Source organism: Aliinostoc maniaoense (genome assembly GCF_058172895.1).
On record NZ_CP187952.1, the window covers coordinates 3,496,900 to 3,514,182 of the forward strand.

The following is a 17,283-nucleotide window of genomic DNA, read 5'->3' on the forward strand; positions in this document are numbered from 1 at the left end:
GCTAACAAAATTGTGTTTTATCTCATGATTCTATTGATTATGAAAATACCCATTTAGTTTTCAATGATTTTTACGAGCATATTCATGATGTTAGGATACCCGGATTACGCCATAAACTAACGTTATCTCCGCATTTGAATTTTCCGCAAGCACTAGTACAACATTCATCACCGTATTTACCTCAGAGGTAGAAAAATTTTGTCCATAACTTGTTTGTCAGCAGGCAAATTGGGGAATGCTTAAGAATAGTAAATCATAACCCTGCAAAAGTGGTTATATAAATTACAGTATCGAGCAATTATTAAGGTAGCGATGGCAATGGTAGAGCCGGATAAAAAATTATTTGTTCTTAAAGATGGTTGGAGTTCTCAAGATACACGAGAACAGCAACGTCTCAAAGCATTGTCAGAATTAGGTTTGCGACATCCAGAAACAATCCCAGTTTTTGAAGAAGCTACTCAAACGGCTGCCCATTTTTTGGAAGCACCAATTTCTGTTTTAGGATTTATAGATCAAGAACTCCATTGGTTCAAATCAGCTGTGGGTTTATCTAGGCTGGGCTTAATGAACAATTTGGCACAAAGTCGCCAGTTGTTACGGGGTGAGTCATTTTGTACTCAAGTGATAGAAAGTTTTCAAGCTCTTGTAATTAACGATACCCATAAACTGACAGATAACTTCATAGTGGGGAGCAAGTTAGTACAAGATTATGGCATCCGTGCTTACTTAGGCGCGCCACTAGTTGATGCTACAGGTAACTACTTGGGTGCTTTGGCAGTCATGGATCTAGTCCCCCGTAATTTTACGAATCGAGATGTTGAGTTTTTACAAATCATAGCTCGTTGGAGCATGAGCGAATTTGAACGGAATCGACTCGTGCGGTTAGGACAAGCAGAAAAGGTAGGTTTGAAGAACTCGACTTCTTTGTTACTCAATGAAGAACTGAACACAGTCACAAAAGTCACTGCACCAAGTTTAGATAAAGAAACTGACGAAACAAAGCAAATCAAACTGGAACTGTTAGCACAACTAACTCAGGAACTACGCACGCCCCTGACATCTGTATTAGGCATGGCTAGTGTTTTAGGAAGGGAAATTTACGGGCCTTTAACCACTAAACAAAGAGAATATGTAGATATCATCCAACATAGTGGTCGGTACTTACTTTCTTTGGTGAATGAAATTACTGAACTAGGCGCAATGGATGAGAATGCTACTAGCATTAATGTAGTGCCTGTAGATGTCGAAATGTTGTGTCAGCAGGCGATTAATACTTTGGAAGAAGCAGCTAATCGTCGTGAGCAAGATATTCGCCTCTCAATTGAGCCAGGACGCGGCCGGATTTGGCCTTTAGACAAAGATAAAGTCAGACAGATACTATATCACTTGATATTTAGTGTAATTCAACTTTCTGCCACTGGTAGTATTATTCGGATTCACGTTGCTTATAAAGAGAATACCCTCAATATTACTGTGTGGGCTTCCCATCCCTGGTTAGGAGATGGTATCACAGAGGTTGACCCTTACTTCCGCCTCAATTCCTTGACTTTGATGGAGTTAGCTGGCGAAGCCGCACCTTACAGTATTCATCTCGATAGTTATGAAGAAACTGGGAGCTTGCCGATTACACTAGAAAAGTTACAAAATCTAGATAGCGATCGCGCCAATATCTCTGATTTAGATCCAGAAGCCGATTTAACTCCAGGACAAAGTAATTTATCACGGGAAAGTTTAGGTTTGTTACTTAGCTGTCAACTAGCAGAATTACACGGTGGACAAATTACCATTCAAGGTTCAGCACAATCAGGGCATCGTTATGTACTGAGTTTGCCATTACAATTAACTAACTCCCCAGAAACTAGCGATATTTCTTAACCTGTGTCCGCCTATAGAGAACTGCTATGGTAGCGATTTATTAACAGCAAAAGGTTCAATTACCAATTTGCAATCTGCATTATTACTTTATAATGAGCCGCATTATGATCAAGTCCAAGTGCTAAAAGGGCTTGCTAATTGATCACAGTGGGTTTTATGAACTTAGTCTGGCAACAGTTTACTTTATCGTATTTACCGCTCAAACAATATCTTTCTAGTAGTTATTTACATCGGATGCTAGTAGGATTATTGTTTCCTTGGCGGCAAACTAGTGTTTTACTCCAGTGGGGAGATGTGCTTGCTGCTGCTTTACTGAGTTTGGTATATGCACTAGCTCCTTTTGTCTCTAGTACCCTGATTGGAGTATTGCTTTTAGCTTGTGTAGGATTTTGGCTATTATTGACTTTAAGCGATGAGCCTACATCAGTAAGAACTTTTTTTGCTACGCCTATACATCTGCTAGTGTTGGCTTACTGGGGAATTGCTGTCGTCGCTACAGCATTGTCACCAGTAAAACGAGCGGCGTTGAATGATTTAATCACATTAACCCTGTATTTATTGCTATTTGCTTTGTGTGCTAGGGTATTGCGATCGCCTCGTTTGCGGTCTTGGATAATTACCATCTACTTACACGTATCATTAATTGTTAGTGTATACGGTTTAAGACAGTGGCGGTTTGGAGCAGTACAATTAGCAACTTGGGTTGACCCAGAATCGCCTTTATCTAAAACCACTAGGGTTTATAGTTATTTGGGTAATCCCAACTTGTTAGCTGGTTATCTTGTACCGGCTGTAGTGTTTAGCCTAGTAGCAATTTTTGCTTGGCAAGGTTGGCTGAGAAAAGCTCTAGCATTAACAATGCTGATTGTCAATGCTAGTTGCCTAATTTTAACGTTTAGCCGTGGGGGTTGGATTGGGCTAGTGGTGGCCATGTTGAGCGCGATCGCCTTGCTAGTTTATTGGTGCAGTATACAAATGCCACCTTTTTGGCGCACTTGGTCACTACCCATACTCTTAGGAGGAGTGATTGGGTTATTGCTGCTAGCAGTGGTATTTGTTGAGCCAGTGCGCTTCCGGGTGTTGAGTATCTTTGCCGATCGCCAAGACAGCAGTAATAATTTTCGCCGCAATGTTTGGGATGCCGTATTTGAAATGATCCGCGATCGGCCGATTATCGGCATTGGCCCCGGCCATAACTCTTTCAATAAAATTTATCCTCTTTACCAACGTCCTCGTTATAGTGCCTTGAGTGCGTATTCTATTTTCCTAGAGGTCGCTGTGGAAATGGGTTTTGTGGGTCTTGCTTGTTTTCTCTGGTTAATAATCGTCACTTTTAATACTGCGTTTCTACAATTACGCAGATTAAGAGATGCTGGTAATCTCCAAGGAATGTGGTTAATTGCAGCATTGGCAACTTTGTTAGGGATGCTGGCTCATGGTACAGTAGACACCATTTGGTTTCGTCCTGAAGTTAATACTCTCTGGTGGTTAATGGTTGCCTTAATTGCCAGTTACTGGACACCTTCAACCCAAGATCAAACTCAAGTAGATACCTCACCACAACCACAGCCAACAGTGAATTAAAGCAATTCGCAATTCCCTTCGTCGAACTCCTAAGAAATAAGGCAGGGGGCAGGGGGCAGGGGGCAGGGGGCAGAGGGAAAGAGGATTTTACTTGTTTCTTTCGCCCTTTCCGTAGCGTGCGCCTCCGTTAGACACTCACGTTTTGTTAAATTTTTTCAAAAACAATAGGCACGGTATTATCAAGACTAGTTTTCCTACCGTGCCTTTAATTTTTCAAAAATGCTGAATCTCCTCAGTCCCGATAACTAGTAGCCCCAGGAGCATTGGGATCACGATAACGGGTTGGTTCGTCATGTTGTCTTCTACCAGCTAAACCAGCTAAACCTAATAGACCAATTAAACCCAACCAACCCCAATCAAAATCATTACGCTCATAGTATGTGGTTCTAGGGACATTATCAACGCGAGGCACGGTATTGACTTGAGCTTGTGCCGGCAGACTTAAAGGTAAAATGGCCGCACTTAAAGTCAAAAAGCCAGCCCCAACAACTGCGGTGAAGTCACGTTTCATGGTAGCAGTTCCTCATTGCTTCCAAAGTTACCCACCACTGTAACGACTCCCGAATCGAACAGAATCAATCTGCGGCTATAAACTAGGTGTTTGTAGCACTCACGCTGAAGAGGTATAGATGAGGGGCATGGGGCATATCAATTCAAAATTCAAAATTCAAAATTAAAGAATTTTGGGCATTGGGCATTGGGCATTGGCGTAAAAATTTCTCCCTAGTCTCCCTAGTCTCCCTAGTCCCCCTAGTCTCCTAGGGCTAATTCATTGTAATGAGAGAAAAAAGCTGCTCTAGGTCATGACAAAACAATCTCAGTGCTTTTGTCAAAGAACGATAACCCTGAAGTCGGAGGAGATTCATCACAAAAGTCCGAATAACTGACCAGTTAGTAGCAGCATTGTAAGCGCGAAAGGGAGCAGTATCTTCGCCGAAAACAACATCTTTGACCCAGTGCAATCCGTTTTCAATATCTCGATGTCCACGAATCGCATCAGCAAAGTTGATGGCAGATGTCTTGAGACTACTGAGGTAGTAACTGATGGTTTCAAAGGACTGCCCATCTCGAATACCTTGACGAGCAACCACAATCAAACTTTGCGCCTGTTGCCAACTAGAGTCTATACCATCTACCAGTTCATAAACTTTGACAGTACGTTGAACGCTACGTCCGTGTGTCCGTTCTCGTTGAATGTCCACTGTAGTTGGCAGCAGTTTTTGTGAGATGGTTTGTGCATAATTCAAGAGTTTGGGTTGGTTTCCTTTAATCCCCACTAAGTAATCATTGCCACTATTAACAATTAACTGCACAGTTTTTTTTGGCAATGTAAAGCATCAAAGGTCAAGACTACACCTGTGAGGTTTAAAGTCTCTAGTAGTTGTTGTACCACTTTGATTTCACTTTGCTCATTGTTTTCAAATTGCTTGAGGGCAATGACTACTCCTTGTTGATGACTGTATACAGAGACGATATTCACAAAATTTTGATAGGACTGATTTTTTCCACTCACCGTGCTTTTGATACTTTTGCCATCTATTGCTAACCACTCTCCTGGCTGAATTTCCACATTCAATTGTGTCCATCTCACAAAGCATTGCGTGAGTTCTTCAAAGTCTAATTGCTCAAACAGTCGCCGAAATGTCGAATCACTCGGTAAACGCTTGTATGCCACTCCTAAATGTTCACATAATCCTTGATAGTGCCGCACACAAAAGTCTTCCAGTGCCGCATAACCATAGCATTGGCTTAATGTTCCTAAGATGACTAATAACAACATCACCCATAGTGGATAACGTTTTCCACGCGCTGCTCGGTAGTCTTCTATCTCTTGCAATGCTGCTATCAAACTACTACTCATCTCACTCCACAACACACTTGAGGTAGGTATGATTTCTAGTTTAATTTTTCTCTCATTACAATAAATTAGCCCTACCCTAGTCTCCCCTGTCTCCCCTGTCTCCCCTGTCTCCCCTGTCTCCCCTGTCTCCCCTGTCTCCCCTGTCTCCCTTGTCTCCCCCTCCCCCCTGTTCCCTGTTCCCTGTTCCCTGTTCCCTAATGACTAATAATTTTTCATTGCCCTTTGTATATCGCGCTGATCTTGGCGGCGTTTGAGGTCTTCTCGCTTATCGTGGAGCTTTTTCCCTTTACCGAGGGCAATACTAATTTTCACCCAGCCCCGCTTGAGGTACATCTTCAAGGGTACTAATGTCAGACCTTGTTGTTCTACTTTACCGATGAGCTTGCGAATTTCTTGGCGATGTAGTAACAGCTTACGGGTACGGCGCGGTTCGTGATTAAAATACTGTCCACTAGCGTTGTAAGGAGAAATATGCACATTAATTAGCCAAACTTCGCCATCACGTATCAAAGCATAACCATCTTGGAGGTTAACTTTACCTGCACGAATTGACTTCACCTCTGTTCCCGTCAACTGAATCCCAGCTTCATAGGTTTCTAGGATTTCATACAAATACCGGGCTTGTCGATTATCACTGATAACTTTGTAACTTTCGCTCTTATCACTCATTGAAAATTGTTCTACCGTTGATTAATTTATATTAGGGTGACTAATAACTGGTTATTTTGCTATTCTGTGAAGAATTGCAACATTTGCTATGGTTTTATATGCTTGGCTGTTGTAACTACGTTTAAATTTGTTAACCTTTTTATGGATTTAAGATTTTCTTTATAAATCACCCCTAAGACAGTCATTAGCTGTTAATCCTGTCATAGTATGAAACATAAGAACACTATTGTAACGCGTGTTCTTATATAGAGCTTATAGAAGGAAATTTCTGAGTAAAAATGCTAGGGGTGTACTTTCCATGCCCTTGACGATTCTTGTCGTGGATGACGATTTGGGCACTCGTCTATCTATTAGTGATTATCTTGAACTGTCAGGCTATTCGGTAATTACGGCCAATGACGGTCAGGAAGCTTTGGCAATGGTAGAAGAATATCAACCAGATTTAATTGTTACGGATATTGTCATGCCACGGATGAATGGCTATGAATTGGTACGTCGGGTACGCCAAAAACCAAATTTCCGTTTGTTACCTGTAATTTTATTAACAGCCCGTACCAAGACCCAAGAGAGAATCCTTGGCTATCAGTCTGGGTGTGATTTATACTTACCTAAGCCTTTTGAGCTAGAAGAGTTAGCAGCAGCTATTCACAATCTGTTGGAGCGATCGCAAATTATTCAATCTGAGTACCGCTTACCTCGAAAAGATACTTCAGCTAGTCCTTCTTTCACTAAAGTCATCGAAACCCATAACTCGATTTTGAGTGATTTGGAAGGATCGGGCTTAGTCTCGTCTTTGACTATCAGAGAACAGGAAGTCTTAGAACTTTTGACACATGGTCTTTCTAATGCGGAAATGGGGTCGCAACTACACTTAAGTCCCAGAACAGTAGAAAAATATGTCAGTAGCTTATTAAGGAAAACCGACACCAGCAATCGGGCTGAACTGGTGCGTTTTGCGATTAAGCATGGACTTGTGGAATAGGGACTGGGGGCTGGGGGCTGGGGGCAGGGGGGCAGGGGGCAGGGGGAGACAAGGGAGATAAGGGAGACAAAGGAGAAATTTTATTCAATCCCCAATGCCCAATGCCCAATGCCCAATTCCCAATTCCCAATTCCCAATGCCCCATGCCCAATTCCCATTAATTAACTTGCTCACTGGTAATATGTTGTAAGAGTCCTTCACAAGCATCAAGGAGTAAGTCAATTACCTGATTAAAGCCTTCTGTTCCACCATAGTAGGGGTCTGGAACTTCTTTGAAGGTGTGGCGAGAACAAAATTCACACATCAAAAGCACTTTATGATGATATTGTCCAGAGGGATCAAGGGCAATTATGTTGTCATAATTGTCTCTATCCATAGCTAAAATCAGATCAAATTCCTGAAAGTCGGATTTTTGCAGCTGTCTAGCTCTACCTTTGAGCTTAATTCCTAATTTATTTAGGGCTGCGACACTCATGCGGCGATCTGGTGGGCTGCCGATGTGGTAGCTAGATGTACCAGCTGAATCACAAAGAATGCGATCGCTTAAGTTGGCTTCGTCTATCAGATAATTCATAATGTTCTCTGCCGATGGTGAACGGCAAATGTTCCCCAGACAGACAAACAAGAGTTTGTAATTCATAATTCGTAATGGGCTGCGCCCCGCTACGCTAACGTAATTCGTAATTCGTAATTCGTATATATAAATTTTGTACAGACACGATTAATCGCGTCTGTACTCATAATTATTGATTAAAATCCAGGTAATTCTAGTCCACTGGTCAATTCTTCCATGCGTTCGCGCATGGTTGCTGTGGACTTTTCATAGGCATTTTTCATGGCTACTGTCACCAAGTCAGAAAGCATTTCTGCGCCTTGATTTAAAGCATCGGGAGAAATTTCTACCCGCTTGGGTTCTTGGTTGCCACTGACAATTACCTTCACTAGTCCACCACCAGCCTCTCCCAGAATTTCCATTTGCTCTAGTTCTTCTTGGAGTTTTTTTGCACCTTCTTGAACTTGTTGTGCTTTTTTAAACGCTTCGGCTAGTTCTTTCATTTTGCCTAAGCCAAAGCCAAATCCTTGTCCTTTTCCTGTCATAACTAAATTATCCGCGTGTGCTTTGAATAACAAATCAAATTCAATTATAGAGTCGGCTGGGAATTTGCCTATTAATTAATGGGAATTGGGCATGGGGCATGGGGCATGGGGCAGACAAATTCAAAATTCAAAATTCAAAATGCAAGATTTATTCTCTCCCTTGTCTCCCCGAAGTTCTGAGCGGAGGAAACCTCCGCTCAGACTTCTCTCCTTGTCTCCCTTGTCTCCCTTGTCTCCCCCTGCCCCCTGCCTAGGCTGTTGACTTTGTTAAAATTTGGGCGGTTTTTAGTAATTTTGTACGCGATGTTTAATTTGTGCCTCAAAGCCTTCTCAAAACACAGTTTCAGCCATCGTAACTACGCACATTTTTTGCATGGACAAAATCCCAAAAAAGGTACAGAGTCAACAGCCTACCCCCTGCCCCCTGCCCCCTGCTCCCCTGCCTCCTACACCCTCCTTAACCAATAGCTTGAAATTCACCCATCATTTTGACTTCTGGTTCTAACCAGATTGACCAGTTATCTTGGACTTGATGCTGAATATGACGAATCAGGTTGAAGATATCGTTGGCTTTTGCTCCACCGCGATTGACGATAAAATTAGCGTGGAGATGGGCTACTTGTGCGCCACCAATTTGATAGCCTTTTAAACCTGTGTGTTCGATTAACCAGCCAGCCGAGTAAGGCTTGGGATTGCGGAATACGCTACCACAGCTAGGGAAATTGTAGGGTTGGGTACTTAAACGATGCTGTTTGTGTTGTTTGGTGATGGCTATGACTTGGGCGGGATCTGCTCCTGGTTGGAGTTGCAAGGTGGCTTGAGTGACTATGCGATCGCTACCTTGTAATAATGAGGTGCGGTAGGTGTAACCTAATTGATCTGGTGTGAAAGTTTCTATTGTGCCATCTGGTGATAGAACTTCAGCACTCACTAACATATCTGCGATGCAGCTATTATGTGCGCCAGCGTTCATGACTACTGCACCTCCCACTGTTCCGGGGATGCCAACAGCCCACTCTAAACCTTGCCAGCCTAGTTGTGCTGCTGCCCATGCCAAACTGGGAATTGATTCTCCTGCTGCTACAATTAATTGACCTGTGGCGGGGTCAAAGTGACTGTAGCGGAGATGGCGGGTGGCAATTACTAAACCTGGTAGTCCGCGATCGCTCACTAACAGATTAGACCCTGCCCCTAGGGTTGTTACACTTAAATTATGTTCTTTTGCATACTTGAGGCTGGCTTGAAATGCCTCTAGATTTCGGGGCGCAACATACCATTCAGCTGCTCCCCCAACTCGATAGGAAGTATATGCAGATAACAAAGCTTGGGACTTAATCTCGCAATTTGTCCCTGGTAAGTAAATGGTTTTACCTTTACCTAAATTATGGTTTTCCTGTTTTTGTACTTGAGAAGTAGGAACTGTGCAGGCGTTTCCAGCTGCCTGGGAAATTTTCATCTTTACATCAATAAATTGTGAAATTTTTACATTTATGTGCTGTAGGAATACAGCCGTAGAGGGAATTGTTAAAACTGTTACTCGCTAGCCACTTTTATGATGTAGCTGTAGCGGGTTCGCAAAGTGTGGTGATGATTTCAGGAATCGCTTGATTTAAATTACCTGCACCCAAAAACAGTGCTAAGTCTCCAGTCCGTAGATTTTGCAGTAAGAATTGACTTACAGCAGGTAAAGTTGGTTGATACACTACCTGGGGATGTTCTTTAGCAACAGCCTCTGCTAACTGTTCACCACTGATTTGACCTAAATTTGGTTCGCCTGCACTGTAAATATCAGTTAGTACCACCAAATCGGCATGGGCGAAGGAATCAGCAAATTCTGCTAAAAAGGTTAATGTGCGACTGTAGCGATGGGGCTGGAATATCGCTACGACTCTTTGTCCTGGTCTAGCTTGTAGTCTGGCGGCAGCTAGGGTGGCGCGAATTTCACTAGGATGATGAGCGTAGTCATCAATAAAGGTAATTCCATCAACTTCACCGCGAAACTCAAAGCGTCGTCTAGCACCTTCAAAGGTGGCAATTCCTTTAGCGATCGCTCCAAATTCTAAACCTAAAGCACGCCCTACAGCTACACTTGCTAGGGCATTACTGAGGTTATGACGACCTAATAAGCGTAAATTCAGGACTCCCAAGGCTTTACCTTTTTCCCAGACTAAAGCCGCCGTTCCATTGGCATGATAATCAATATTAGTAACGGTGTAGTCAGCGTTGGTTTCTGGATTTAAACTGTATGTAATTGTGGATTTGAGGCGATCGCTAGTAGCGTTGGCTAGCAACTCCCGTACTGTAGCGCAATCAATGCTACCCACTAGAGTTGTACAACCCTGGGCAAATTTTTGGAAGGTATCAACTACTTCTTCTAAGGTGTCGTAGTGGTCAGGATGATCTAATTCAATATTAGTAATAACACCAATCTCAGGAGCGTGTTTCACCAGCGAACCGTCAGATTCGTCTGCTTCGGCTACTAAATAACGACTTTGACCCAATCGAGCATTGCCTTCCCAAGCATTCACTTCCCCACCTACAATAATTGTAGGGTCTAAACCAGCAGCCAATAGCATATAGCCAATCATGCTACTGGTTGTTGTTTTACCATGAGTTCCTGCTACGGCTATACTATGATATTCGGCAATCAAAGCTGCTAGTAAATCTGAACGATGCCAAATTGGACAACCCAATTCCTGAGCTGCTTTATACTCTAAATTGTTGGCATTAATTGCTGTTGAACAAATAACTTGAGGTAAGTTTGAGTTAATAACAGGAACTTGTTTTTGTGAATTTAATTCTATTTCATTAACTCCCACCTGAGGGTGAAAGAATGCGAGGTTACTAGCCTCTTGTCTACTAAAAATATGTGTCCCAATAGATTCCAACTTACGTGTAATATGATTGGGTCGGAGATCAGAACCTGATACTGGCAATTGACGTTTAGCCAACACGTATGCCAAGGCAGACATACCTATACCACCGATACCAATAAAATGAAAAGGTCTACCGCCAAAATCTACAGCATTATTCATTGATTGCTCCTCTTAAACACCACACCACACCATAATCACAAATGACACGCGTATCATAACAGGATTTTGATTTCTACCGTAACTCCTCCTATATCTTTTTCATTTTTGATGTTCTCTGGAATTTTTGTTGTATGTTTTTTTGGTTGACAATGATTTTACATTGATTGGAGGTTTTTGCTATTTCCCAACTGTTTTTAAGATTATTCAGTGAATTTTCGTCACATCGGGAAAGAAATTCTTGTAACTTGAAATACATATTTTTTGATTCCTTACTGGTGTTATCTAGATAAAGTACATTCGTAGCGAAAATACTTTGAAGATTTCATCAAGCCAAAGCATGAATTGATTAAGATATTCCTTTAGGGATAAAAATGATTCTCAATTGCATAGAGCCAAGGCATAACACAGATGCAGCACCTAGCAATCTTTGGTGGCACATTTGATCCCGTTCATTGGGGACACCTGCTGATAGCTGAAACAGCTTGGCATCAAGTACCCATAGAAAAGGTGATTTGGGTGCCGTCCCGAAATCCTCCTCACAAAAAAGCTGGTTTATTTGAGCATCGGGTGGCAATGCTACAATTAGCTACAAGAGAAATATCAGCGTTTACGGTCTCAGAGATTGAGGCAAAACGCTCTGAAGTTTCTTATGCGATCAACACCTTAATCGACTTGTCTGGTTGTTATCCCAATACTCACTGGTACTGGATTGTAGGTTTAGATACCTTCCAAACTTTACCTCGTTGGTATCGTAGACACGAACTAGCAAAAATGTGTGATTGGTTAATCGCACCCAGATCGCTAGGTGGTGAGAATATAGCTCAAAGTGAATCAATCTGCAAGCAGGTAGAGAAACAACTGGAAAAGCAGTTAGTCACTATTCGCTGGCAACTATTGCATACACCATTAATGAGAGTTTCGTCAAGTTTAATTCGTGAGCGATGTCGAGAAGGTCAATTAATTACTCATTTAGTGCCACAAGAGGTCAGATCCTACATTACTGCTCACAACCTCTACTCAGATGAATCTGAATAAAATATGTTTTTTTTTATGGATCTAACACTTTAAGGTTATAAATACTCCCCCCCTTTGCGATATGATTGGGGTCAAAGATATCAACTTATAGGCATAAATACAGAGGGCAAGACACTGTGATTAGAGTCGCAATAAACGGTTTCGGGCGTATCGGGCGTAACTTTGCACGTTGCTGGCTAGGTCGGGAAAATAGCAATATCGATTTAGTAGCTGTTAATGACACATCAGATCCTAGAACTAATGCTCACCTCCTGAAGTATGATTCCATGCTTGGGAAGTTAAAGGATGTTGACATTACTGCCGATGACAACTCTATCATCGTTAACGGTAAGACCATTAAGTGCGTATCTGATCGCAACCCAGAAAACTTGCCCTGGAAAGAATGGGAAATTGACCTCATTATCGAAGCAACAGGCGTATTTACCAGCAAAGAAGGGGCTTTAAAGCACGTTAATGCTGGTGCTAAGAAGGTTCTGATCACTGCCCCCGGTAAAAACGAGGACGGTACATTCGTAATTGGTGTGAATCATCATGATTATGACCACAACATACACCATGTTATTAGTAACGCCAGTTGTACAACCAACTGTTTAGCTCCCATTGCTAAGGTGTTGAATGATAAATTCGGGATTATCAAAGGTACAATGACCACCACCCACAGCTACACAGGTGATCAGCGTTTATTAGATGCTTCCCACCGTGATGTACGCCGGGCTAGAGCCGCAGCTATCAATATTGTTCCCACCTCTACAGGTGCGGCAAAGGCTGTAGCATTGGTAATTCCAGAGCTTAAAGGTAAGCTAAATGGTGTTGCTTTACGCGTACCTACCCCGAACGTCTCAATGGTAGATTTCGTAGTTCAGGTTGAGAAGCGTACTATTACTGAAGAAGTCAACCAAGCCCTCAAGGATGCGTCTGAAGGTCAACTCAAGGGCATTCTAGACTACAGTGAATTACCTTTGGTATCTTCCGATTATCAAGGTACTGATGCTTCCTCTATCGTTGATGCTAACCTAACTCTGGTTATGGGCAACGACTTAGTAAAAGTTATGGCTTGGTATGACAACGAGTGGGGTTACAGCCAACGCGTTCTAGATTTAGCAGAACTAGTAGCCGAGAAGTGGGTTTAATCAATTCAAAATTCAAAATTCAAAATGAAGAAGACCTAATTTTGCAAGGTTTGATAAATTTGGATTTGTAATGTGGATTTTGAAATGTTGACTATTGACTAAAATGTTGAAATCCCTGACTGAGAGACAGAACTTGGTCAGGGATTTTCCCTTGTTGAGTGTGTAATATAACTTGGGGATGAGATGTAATCGTCCCGATAATAGCTGCGTTTTGGTTTAACTGCTGTATTAAAGTGTTTGCTGCTGCTGGTGGTAAACACAGCACTAATTCAAAATCTTCACCGCCGTATAAACCATATTCTAGGGCTTGGTGTGGAGTTAACCAATGAGTAAAAGCTGTGGGTAGAGGAATTTGCTCGCTTTCTAAAATAGCACCAACTCCACTGGCGCGACAGATTTGTAATACTGCGTCTGCTAAACCATCACTGCTATCCATACCGGCAAGAGGAAGTGGGGAGTTTGATGCTAAACTTTGCCAGAGGATGGGTAATACATCTAATCGTGGCTGAGGACGCTGGTGTGCTTTGATTAAACCCGTCTTTTCAGGTGCGGTGAGGTTTTTTCCTATTTCGGGGTTTAACAAGAGTTGTAAGCCTGCGTGGGATGCGCCATGAACACCTGTGACAACGATCGCATCTCCCACTTTAGCAGCAGAACGCCGGATAATCTTTTGGGGGTGGACTTGACCAAAAGCGGTAATGGAAATTGTCGTGATGGGCGATCGCACCACATCCCCCCCGACAATGGGAGTATGATATTGTTGCAAGCACTCTGTCATCCCTTGGTATAAGCTTTCCACCCAACTGACGCTGACATCTCCTGGAAGTCCTAAGCCTACTGTGATACCCAGAGGCGACGCACCCATTGCGGCTAAATCAGATAAGTTAGCAGCCGCAGCCCGCCAACCTGCGTCTTGAGGTGATGTAGTAATCTGACTAAAATGCACACGGTCAACTAACATATCTGTGGTGACAACTAAAGATTGTTCTGAGTCTGTCACCAACACAGCCGCATCATCACCAATGATTTCTGGGGGACAGAAACGCTGTAATTTTTCTAAAAGGCCTTGTTCGCCAATATCTTTAACTTTAGTCATTAGTTAATAAGAGTTGGGTATTGGGCATTGGGCATTGGGCATTGGGCATTGGGCATTGGGCATTGGGCATTGGGAAAAATGTCTACCTTGTCTACCTTGTCTACCTTGTCTACCTTGTCTCCCCCTGCCCCCTACCCCCCTGCTTCCCCATTCCCTACTCCCTCAAGCTACGATAATGGTAACGTCTAGGGGTCAGTTGGGATGCTCACTTCACCAGTAACAAATCTGACATTTGCAGAGTATTTAACTTATGATGACGGTAGTGGTTTTCACTATGAACTAGTGGATGGCAGGTTGGAATTAATGAACCCCCCTACAATTCAACATTTCCTGATTGTCGATTTTTTAGACACCGTATTCAAGGCAGAAATTAAGCGGTTGAATTTACCTTGGTTAACTTTTCGAGAAGCTGGGGTTAGAACAGGAAAAAATAAATCTAGATTAACTGATTTGTCTGTGGTAACACAGGAACAAGCGAGAGAATTGATCAATGTCTCAGCAGTTTTTGAGACACCACCATTAATGATTGTAGAGGTAGTGAGTCCAGATTCTGTCAAGCGGGACTATCGTTATAAACGGTCTGAATATGCGGCGGTGGAAGTGCCAGAATATTGGGTTGTAGACCCGTTAGAGCAGAAGATTTCAGTACTGTTATTAGAAGAAGGTTTGTACGAAGAAACAGTGTTTACTGGCGACCAGAAAATTATATCGCAGACTTTTGGAGATATTGCGATCGCTGTTGAACAGGTTTTAAAAGCCGGTAATATTTGACCATCAGAAATTACTCATACATTTTCAATTTCTGGAAATTTTCTGAGGTTTATTTTAGTTTTAGTTGTCTCATGCTAACAATATTTTCTTTTGTTAGCTATGTTCAGATCCCCGATGGCAAAATTCGGGGATCTATCAACTCATTTTTATGGATTAAGCTGCTTCAGGTTCGACTAAATTTTCTATACCTTGAATCACAGTAGCGGATTCAATTTTGTCACCAGCTTTGAGTTTATCTAAGATATCTTTACCTTCAATTAGATAGCCAAACACTGAGTAACGACCATCTAACAAGTTACGTCCGGCTGGGGTGAGTTCTGGTTCAAACAAGAAAAAGAAGACTTGGGAAGAACCGCCATTAACTTCACTTTCAGGACGCGCCATAGCTAATGCACCGAAGGAAGAAAAAGGTAACACTGGCATATCTAGATAACGCCCAGCTTGTTCTAAGGTAATGCCGTAGGTGGGTTTTTGATCACCTTCTACGAGAATTTCTAAAGGAATAGCACGATATTCGCCTGTTTTGGGGTCAATAAAACCCTGTTCTTTGCCTGGTGGGTCTCCTGTTTGGAGTACGTAAGATTCTTCAGAACGGGTAAATTCTAAGCCGTTGTAAAAACCACGTTTAACTAAATCAACGAAGTTACCAGCCGTGACAGGCGCGCTGTAACCATCTACAACCAAGGTTAAATCACCTTTATTGGTTTTAATGGCAATTGTGGCACGACCTTTGAGTTGAGGAAGGTTGCTGTATTCTTCTGGAACTTCAAAGGGAAATGCTTTAACCATTGATTCTTCCAATAAAGACACCAAATTCAGTAATTTAGCTCTTTGTTGGAGAATTTCTTCTTTGTTTCTACTTTGGGTCAATTCTTGAGTCTTCTCTACGCCAGCCTTCAATTCATTCAGCCAAGTTTCGGCTTGAGGTTGGCGTTCTTCCGGAACACTTGTTAGGATTTGTGAAGGTTTATCAAGAATGCGGGATGCTTTGCTCAGGTCTTTAGAGACAGCACCCCATCGGCGGTTGGCACGCAGTTGAGTAGAAATATCTTCTAGACTGGCTTGCAATTCGCGTACTGGCTTATTATCTATCGGGAGTGCATACCGTAATAGAGCTTTGCCGTCAGTGATGGCGTTTCCAGAGGGCAAGGCGGCGTTACTAGAGGGTGTCCAGCCAGCTGTATGTATGCCTAAAAATATTGTTACCAACAGTATTGCCATGAGGCTGTGATTCAGCCAGGATTTTAATAAATTCAACATGGTATGGCTCAAATGCGTAACTCATGAATCATCTTCCCATACATTGAGTAGGGCATGGGGAATGGGAGACAGGAAGCAGGGGGGCAGGGAGCAGGGAGCAGGGAGCAAGGGAGACAAGGTAGACAAGGGAGACAAGGTAGACAAGGTAGAGAATTACTCATAGCTAATGCCCAATGCCCAATGCCCAATGCCTAATGCCCAATGCCCAATGCCTAATGCCCAATGCCCAATGCCCAATGCCCAATATCCATTGCTAATTACCTAATTACTACGCTAGAAGGGTACAATAAATGCCGATTGTCTTCCACGATTTAAAAGCTTCATGATTTCCAGTAACGATTTTCGACCTGGCGTATCAATTGTTTTAGATGGGTCTGTCTGGCGAGTGATTGATTTCCTTCACGTTAAGCCAGGTAAAGGCTCTGCCTTTGTGCGTACAACTATTAAAAATGTCCAAACGGGTAAGGTTTTAGAAAGAACTTTCCGGGCTGGGGAAACTGTGCCACAGGCTACTCTCGAAAAACTGACTATGCAGCATACCTATAAAGAGGGCGATGAGTTCGTCTTTATGGATATGGAAACTTACGAAGAAGGTAGACTCAGTGCAGCACAAATTGGCGATCGCGTCAAATACCTCAAGGAAGGTATGGAAGTAAACGTGATTCGTTGGGGTGAGCAAGTTCTAGAAGTGGAACTGCCTAACTCTGTAGTTTTAGAGGTCACACAAACAGATCCAGGTGTTAAAGGTGACACTGCTACAGGTGGCACTAAACCGGCGACTGTGGAAACAGGTGCAGTTGTGATGGTTCCTTTGTTTATTTCCCAAGGTGAACGCATCAAAATTGATACCCGTGACGATAAATACTTAGGCAGGGAATAAATAAATT

General features: G+C 42.6%; 17 protein-coding genes and 1 pseudogene. 8 read left to right on the forward strand and 10 right to left on the reverse strand.

Going from position 1 to position 17,283, the window contains the following annotated elements:
• The first annotated feature begins 318 nt into the window (after nucleotides 1–318).
• Nucleotides 319–1,875, forward strand: a complete 1,557-nt coding sequence (locus tag ACPZ3T_RS15285; RefSeq protein ID WP_490277231.1) for a GAF domain-containing sensor histidine kinase — start codon at nucleotides 319–321, stop codon at nucleotides 1,873–1,875.
• A 156-nt stretch (nucleotides 1,876–2,031) separates the two neighbouring features.
• A complete protein-coding gene (locus tag ACPZ3T_RS15290) occupies nucleotides 2,032–3,459 on the forward strand; it encodes an IctB family putative bicarbonate transporter (RefSeq protein WP_490270342.1) in 1,428 nt (475 codons plus the stop codon).
• Nucleotides 3,460–3,691: 232 nt separating this feature from the next.
• Here ACPZ3T_RS15290 and ACPZ3T_RS15295 read toward each other — a convergent pair whose 3' ends face one another.
• The 3 genes and pseudogenes from ACPZ3T_RS15295 to smpB form a co-directional block, all read right to left on the reverse strand.
• Nucleotides 3,692–3,970 carry a WGxxGxxG family protein gene (locus ACPZ3T_RS15295; RefSeq protein ID WP_490270343.1) on the reverse strand — a complete coding sequence of 93 codons (279 nt, stop codon included), beginning with the start codon at nucleotides 3,968–3,970 and terminating at the stop codon, nucleotides 3,692–3,694.
• Nucleotides 3,971–4,223: 253 nt separating this feature from the next.
• Nucleotides 4,224–5,320: pseudogene (locus ACPZ3T_RS15300) on the reverse strand (ISAs1 family transposase).
• Nucleotides 5,321–5,521: 201 nt separating this feature from the next.
• Nucleotides 5,522–5,989: an SsrA-binding protein SmpB gene (gene smpB, locus ACPZ3T_RS15305; RefSeq protein WP_490270344.1), complete on the reverse strand. Its 468-nt coding sequence runs from the start codon at nucleotides 5,987–5,989 to the stop codon at nucleotides 5,522–5,524.
• Between the two features lie 298 nt (nucleotides 5,990–6,287).
• Here smpB and ACPZ3T_RS15310 point away from each other — a divergent pair, with 298 nt between their 5' ends.
• The gene (locus ACPZ3T_RS15310; protein WP_490270345.1) at nucleotides 6,288–6,971 is read left to right on the forward strand and encodes a response regulator; all 684 of its coding nucleotides are present in this window, start codon (nucleotides 6,288–6,290) and stop codon (nucleotides 6,969–6,971) included.
• 157 nt (nucleotides 6,972–7,128) lie between these two features.
• Here the strand turns inward: ACPZ3T_RS15310 and ACPZ3T_RS15315 are convergent, their stop codons facing one another.
• The 5 genes from ACPZ3T_RS15315 to murC form a co-directional block, all read right to left on the reverse strand.
• Nucleotides 7,129–7,611 (reverse strand): low molecular weight protein-tyrosine-phosphatase, encoded by a 483-nt coding sequence (locus ACPZ3T_RS15315; protein ID WP_490270346.1) that lies wholly within the window; start codon nucleotides 7,609–7,611, stop codon nucleotides 7,129–7,131.
• Between the two features lie 110 nt (nucleotides 7,612–7,721).
• Complete coding sequence (locus tag ACPZ3T_RS15320) at nucleotides 7,722–8,069, reverse strand: YbaB/EbfC family nucleoid-associated protein (protein ID WP_490270347.1); 348 nt, start codon at nucleotides 8,067–8,069, stop codon at nucleotides 7,722–7,724.
• A 197-nt stretch (nucleotides 8,070–8,266) separates the two neighbouring features.
• Nucleotides 8,267–8,392, reverse strand: a complete 126-nt coding sequence (locus tag ACPZ3T_RS15325) for a hypothetical protein (protein WP_490270348.1) — start codon at nucleotides 8,390–8,392, stop codon at nucleotides 8,267–8,269.
• 134 nt (nucleotides 8,393–8,526) lie between these two features.
• Nucleotides 8,527–9,525, reverse strand: coding sequence for a UDP-N-acetylmuramate dehydrogenase (gene murB / locus ACPZ3T_RS15330; RefSeq protein WP_490270349.1), 999 nt, complete (start codon nucleotides 9,523–9,525; stop codon nucleotides 8,527–8,529).
• A gap of 94 nt (nucleotides 9,526–9,619) precedes the next feature.
• A complete protein-coding gene (gene murC, locus ACPZ3T_RS15335) occupies nucleotides 9,620–11,104 on the reverse strand; it encodes a UDP-N-acetylmuramate--L-alanine ligase (RefSeq protein ID WP_490270350.1) in 1,485 nt (494 codons plus the stop codon).
• 408 nt (nucleotides 11,105–11,512) lie between these two features.
• Between murC and nadD the strand changes: the two genes are divergently transcribed.
• Nucleotides 11,513–12,139 (forward strand): nicotinate (nicotinamide) nucleotide adenylyltransferase, encoded by a 627-nt coding sequence (gene nadD / locus ACPZ3T_RS15340; protein ID WP_490270351.1) that lies wholly within the window; start codon nucleotides 11,513–11,515, stop codon nucleotides 12,137–12,139.
• A 116-nt stretch (nucleotides 12,140–12,255) separates the two neighbouring features.
• The gene (locus tag ACPZ3T_RS15345; protein ID WP_490270352.1) at nucleotides 12,256–13,269 is read left to right on the forward strand and encodes a type I glyceraldehyde-3-phosphate dehydrogenase; all 1,014 of its coding nucleotides are present in this window, start codon (nucleotides 12,256–12,258) and stop codon (nucleotides 13,267–13,269) included.
• Nucleotides 13,270–13,360: 91 nt separating this feature from the next.
• On the opposite strand, the gene thiL is transcribed toward ACPZ3T_RS15345, so the two are convergent.
• Entirely contained in the window at nucleotides 13,361–14,365 is a 1,005-nt protein-coding gene (gene thiL, locus ACPZ3T_RS15350; protein WP_490270353.1) for a thiamine-phosphate kinase, read from the reverse strand.
• 201 nt (nucleotides 14,366–14,566) lie between these two features.
• Here thiL and ACPZ3T_RS15355 point away from each other — a divergent pair, with 201 nt between their 5' ends.
• On the forward strand, nucleotides 14,567–15,136 hold the full coding sequence (locus ACPZ3T_RS15355) for a Uma2 family endonuclease (protein WP_490270354.1): 570 nt from the start codon (nucleotides 14,567–14,569) through the stop codon (nucleotides 15,134–15,136).
• Between the two features lie 153 nt (nucleotides 15,137–15,289).
• Here ACPZ3T_RS15355 and ACPZ3T_RS15360 read toward each other — a convergent pair whose 3' ends face one another.
• On the reverse strand, nucleotides 15,290–16,396 hold the full coding sequence (locus ACPZ3T_RS15360; RefSeq protein ID WP_490270355.1) for a peptidylprolyl isomerase: 1,107 nt from the start codon (nucleotides 16,394–16,396) through the stop codon (nucleotides 15,290–15,292).
• A 54-nt stretch (nucleotides 16,397–16,450) separates the two neighbouring features.
• Here ACPZ3T_RS15360 and ACPZ3T_RS15365 point away from each other — a divergent pair, with 54 nt between their 5' ends.
• Nucleotides 16,451–16,591: a hypothetical protein gene (locus tag ACPZ3T_RS15365; RefSeq protein ID WP_490270356.1), complete on the forward strand. Its 141-nt coding sequence runs from the start codon at nucleotides 16,451–16,453 to the stop codon at nucleotides 16,589–16,591.
• Nucleotides 16,592–16,718: 127 nt separating this feature from the next.
• Nucleotides 16,719–17,276 carry an elongation factor P gene (gene efp, locus ACPZ3T_RS15370; protein WP_103136151.1) on the forward strand — a complete coding sequence of 186 codons (558 nt, stop codon included), beginning with the start codon at nucleotides 16,719–16,721 and terminating at the stop codon, nucleotides 17,274–17,276.
• Nucleotides 17,277–17,283 lie beyond the last annotated feature (7 nt).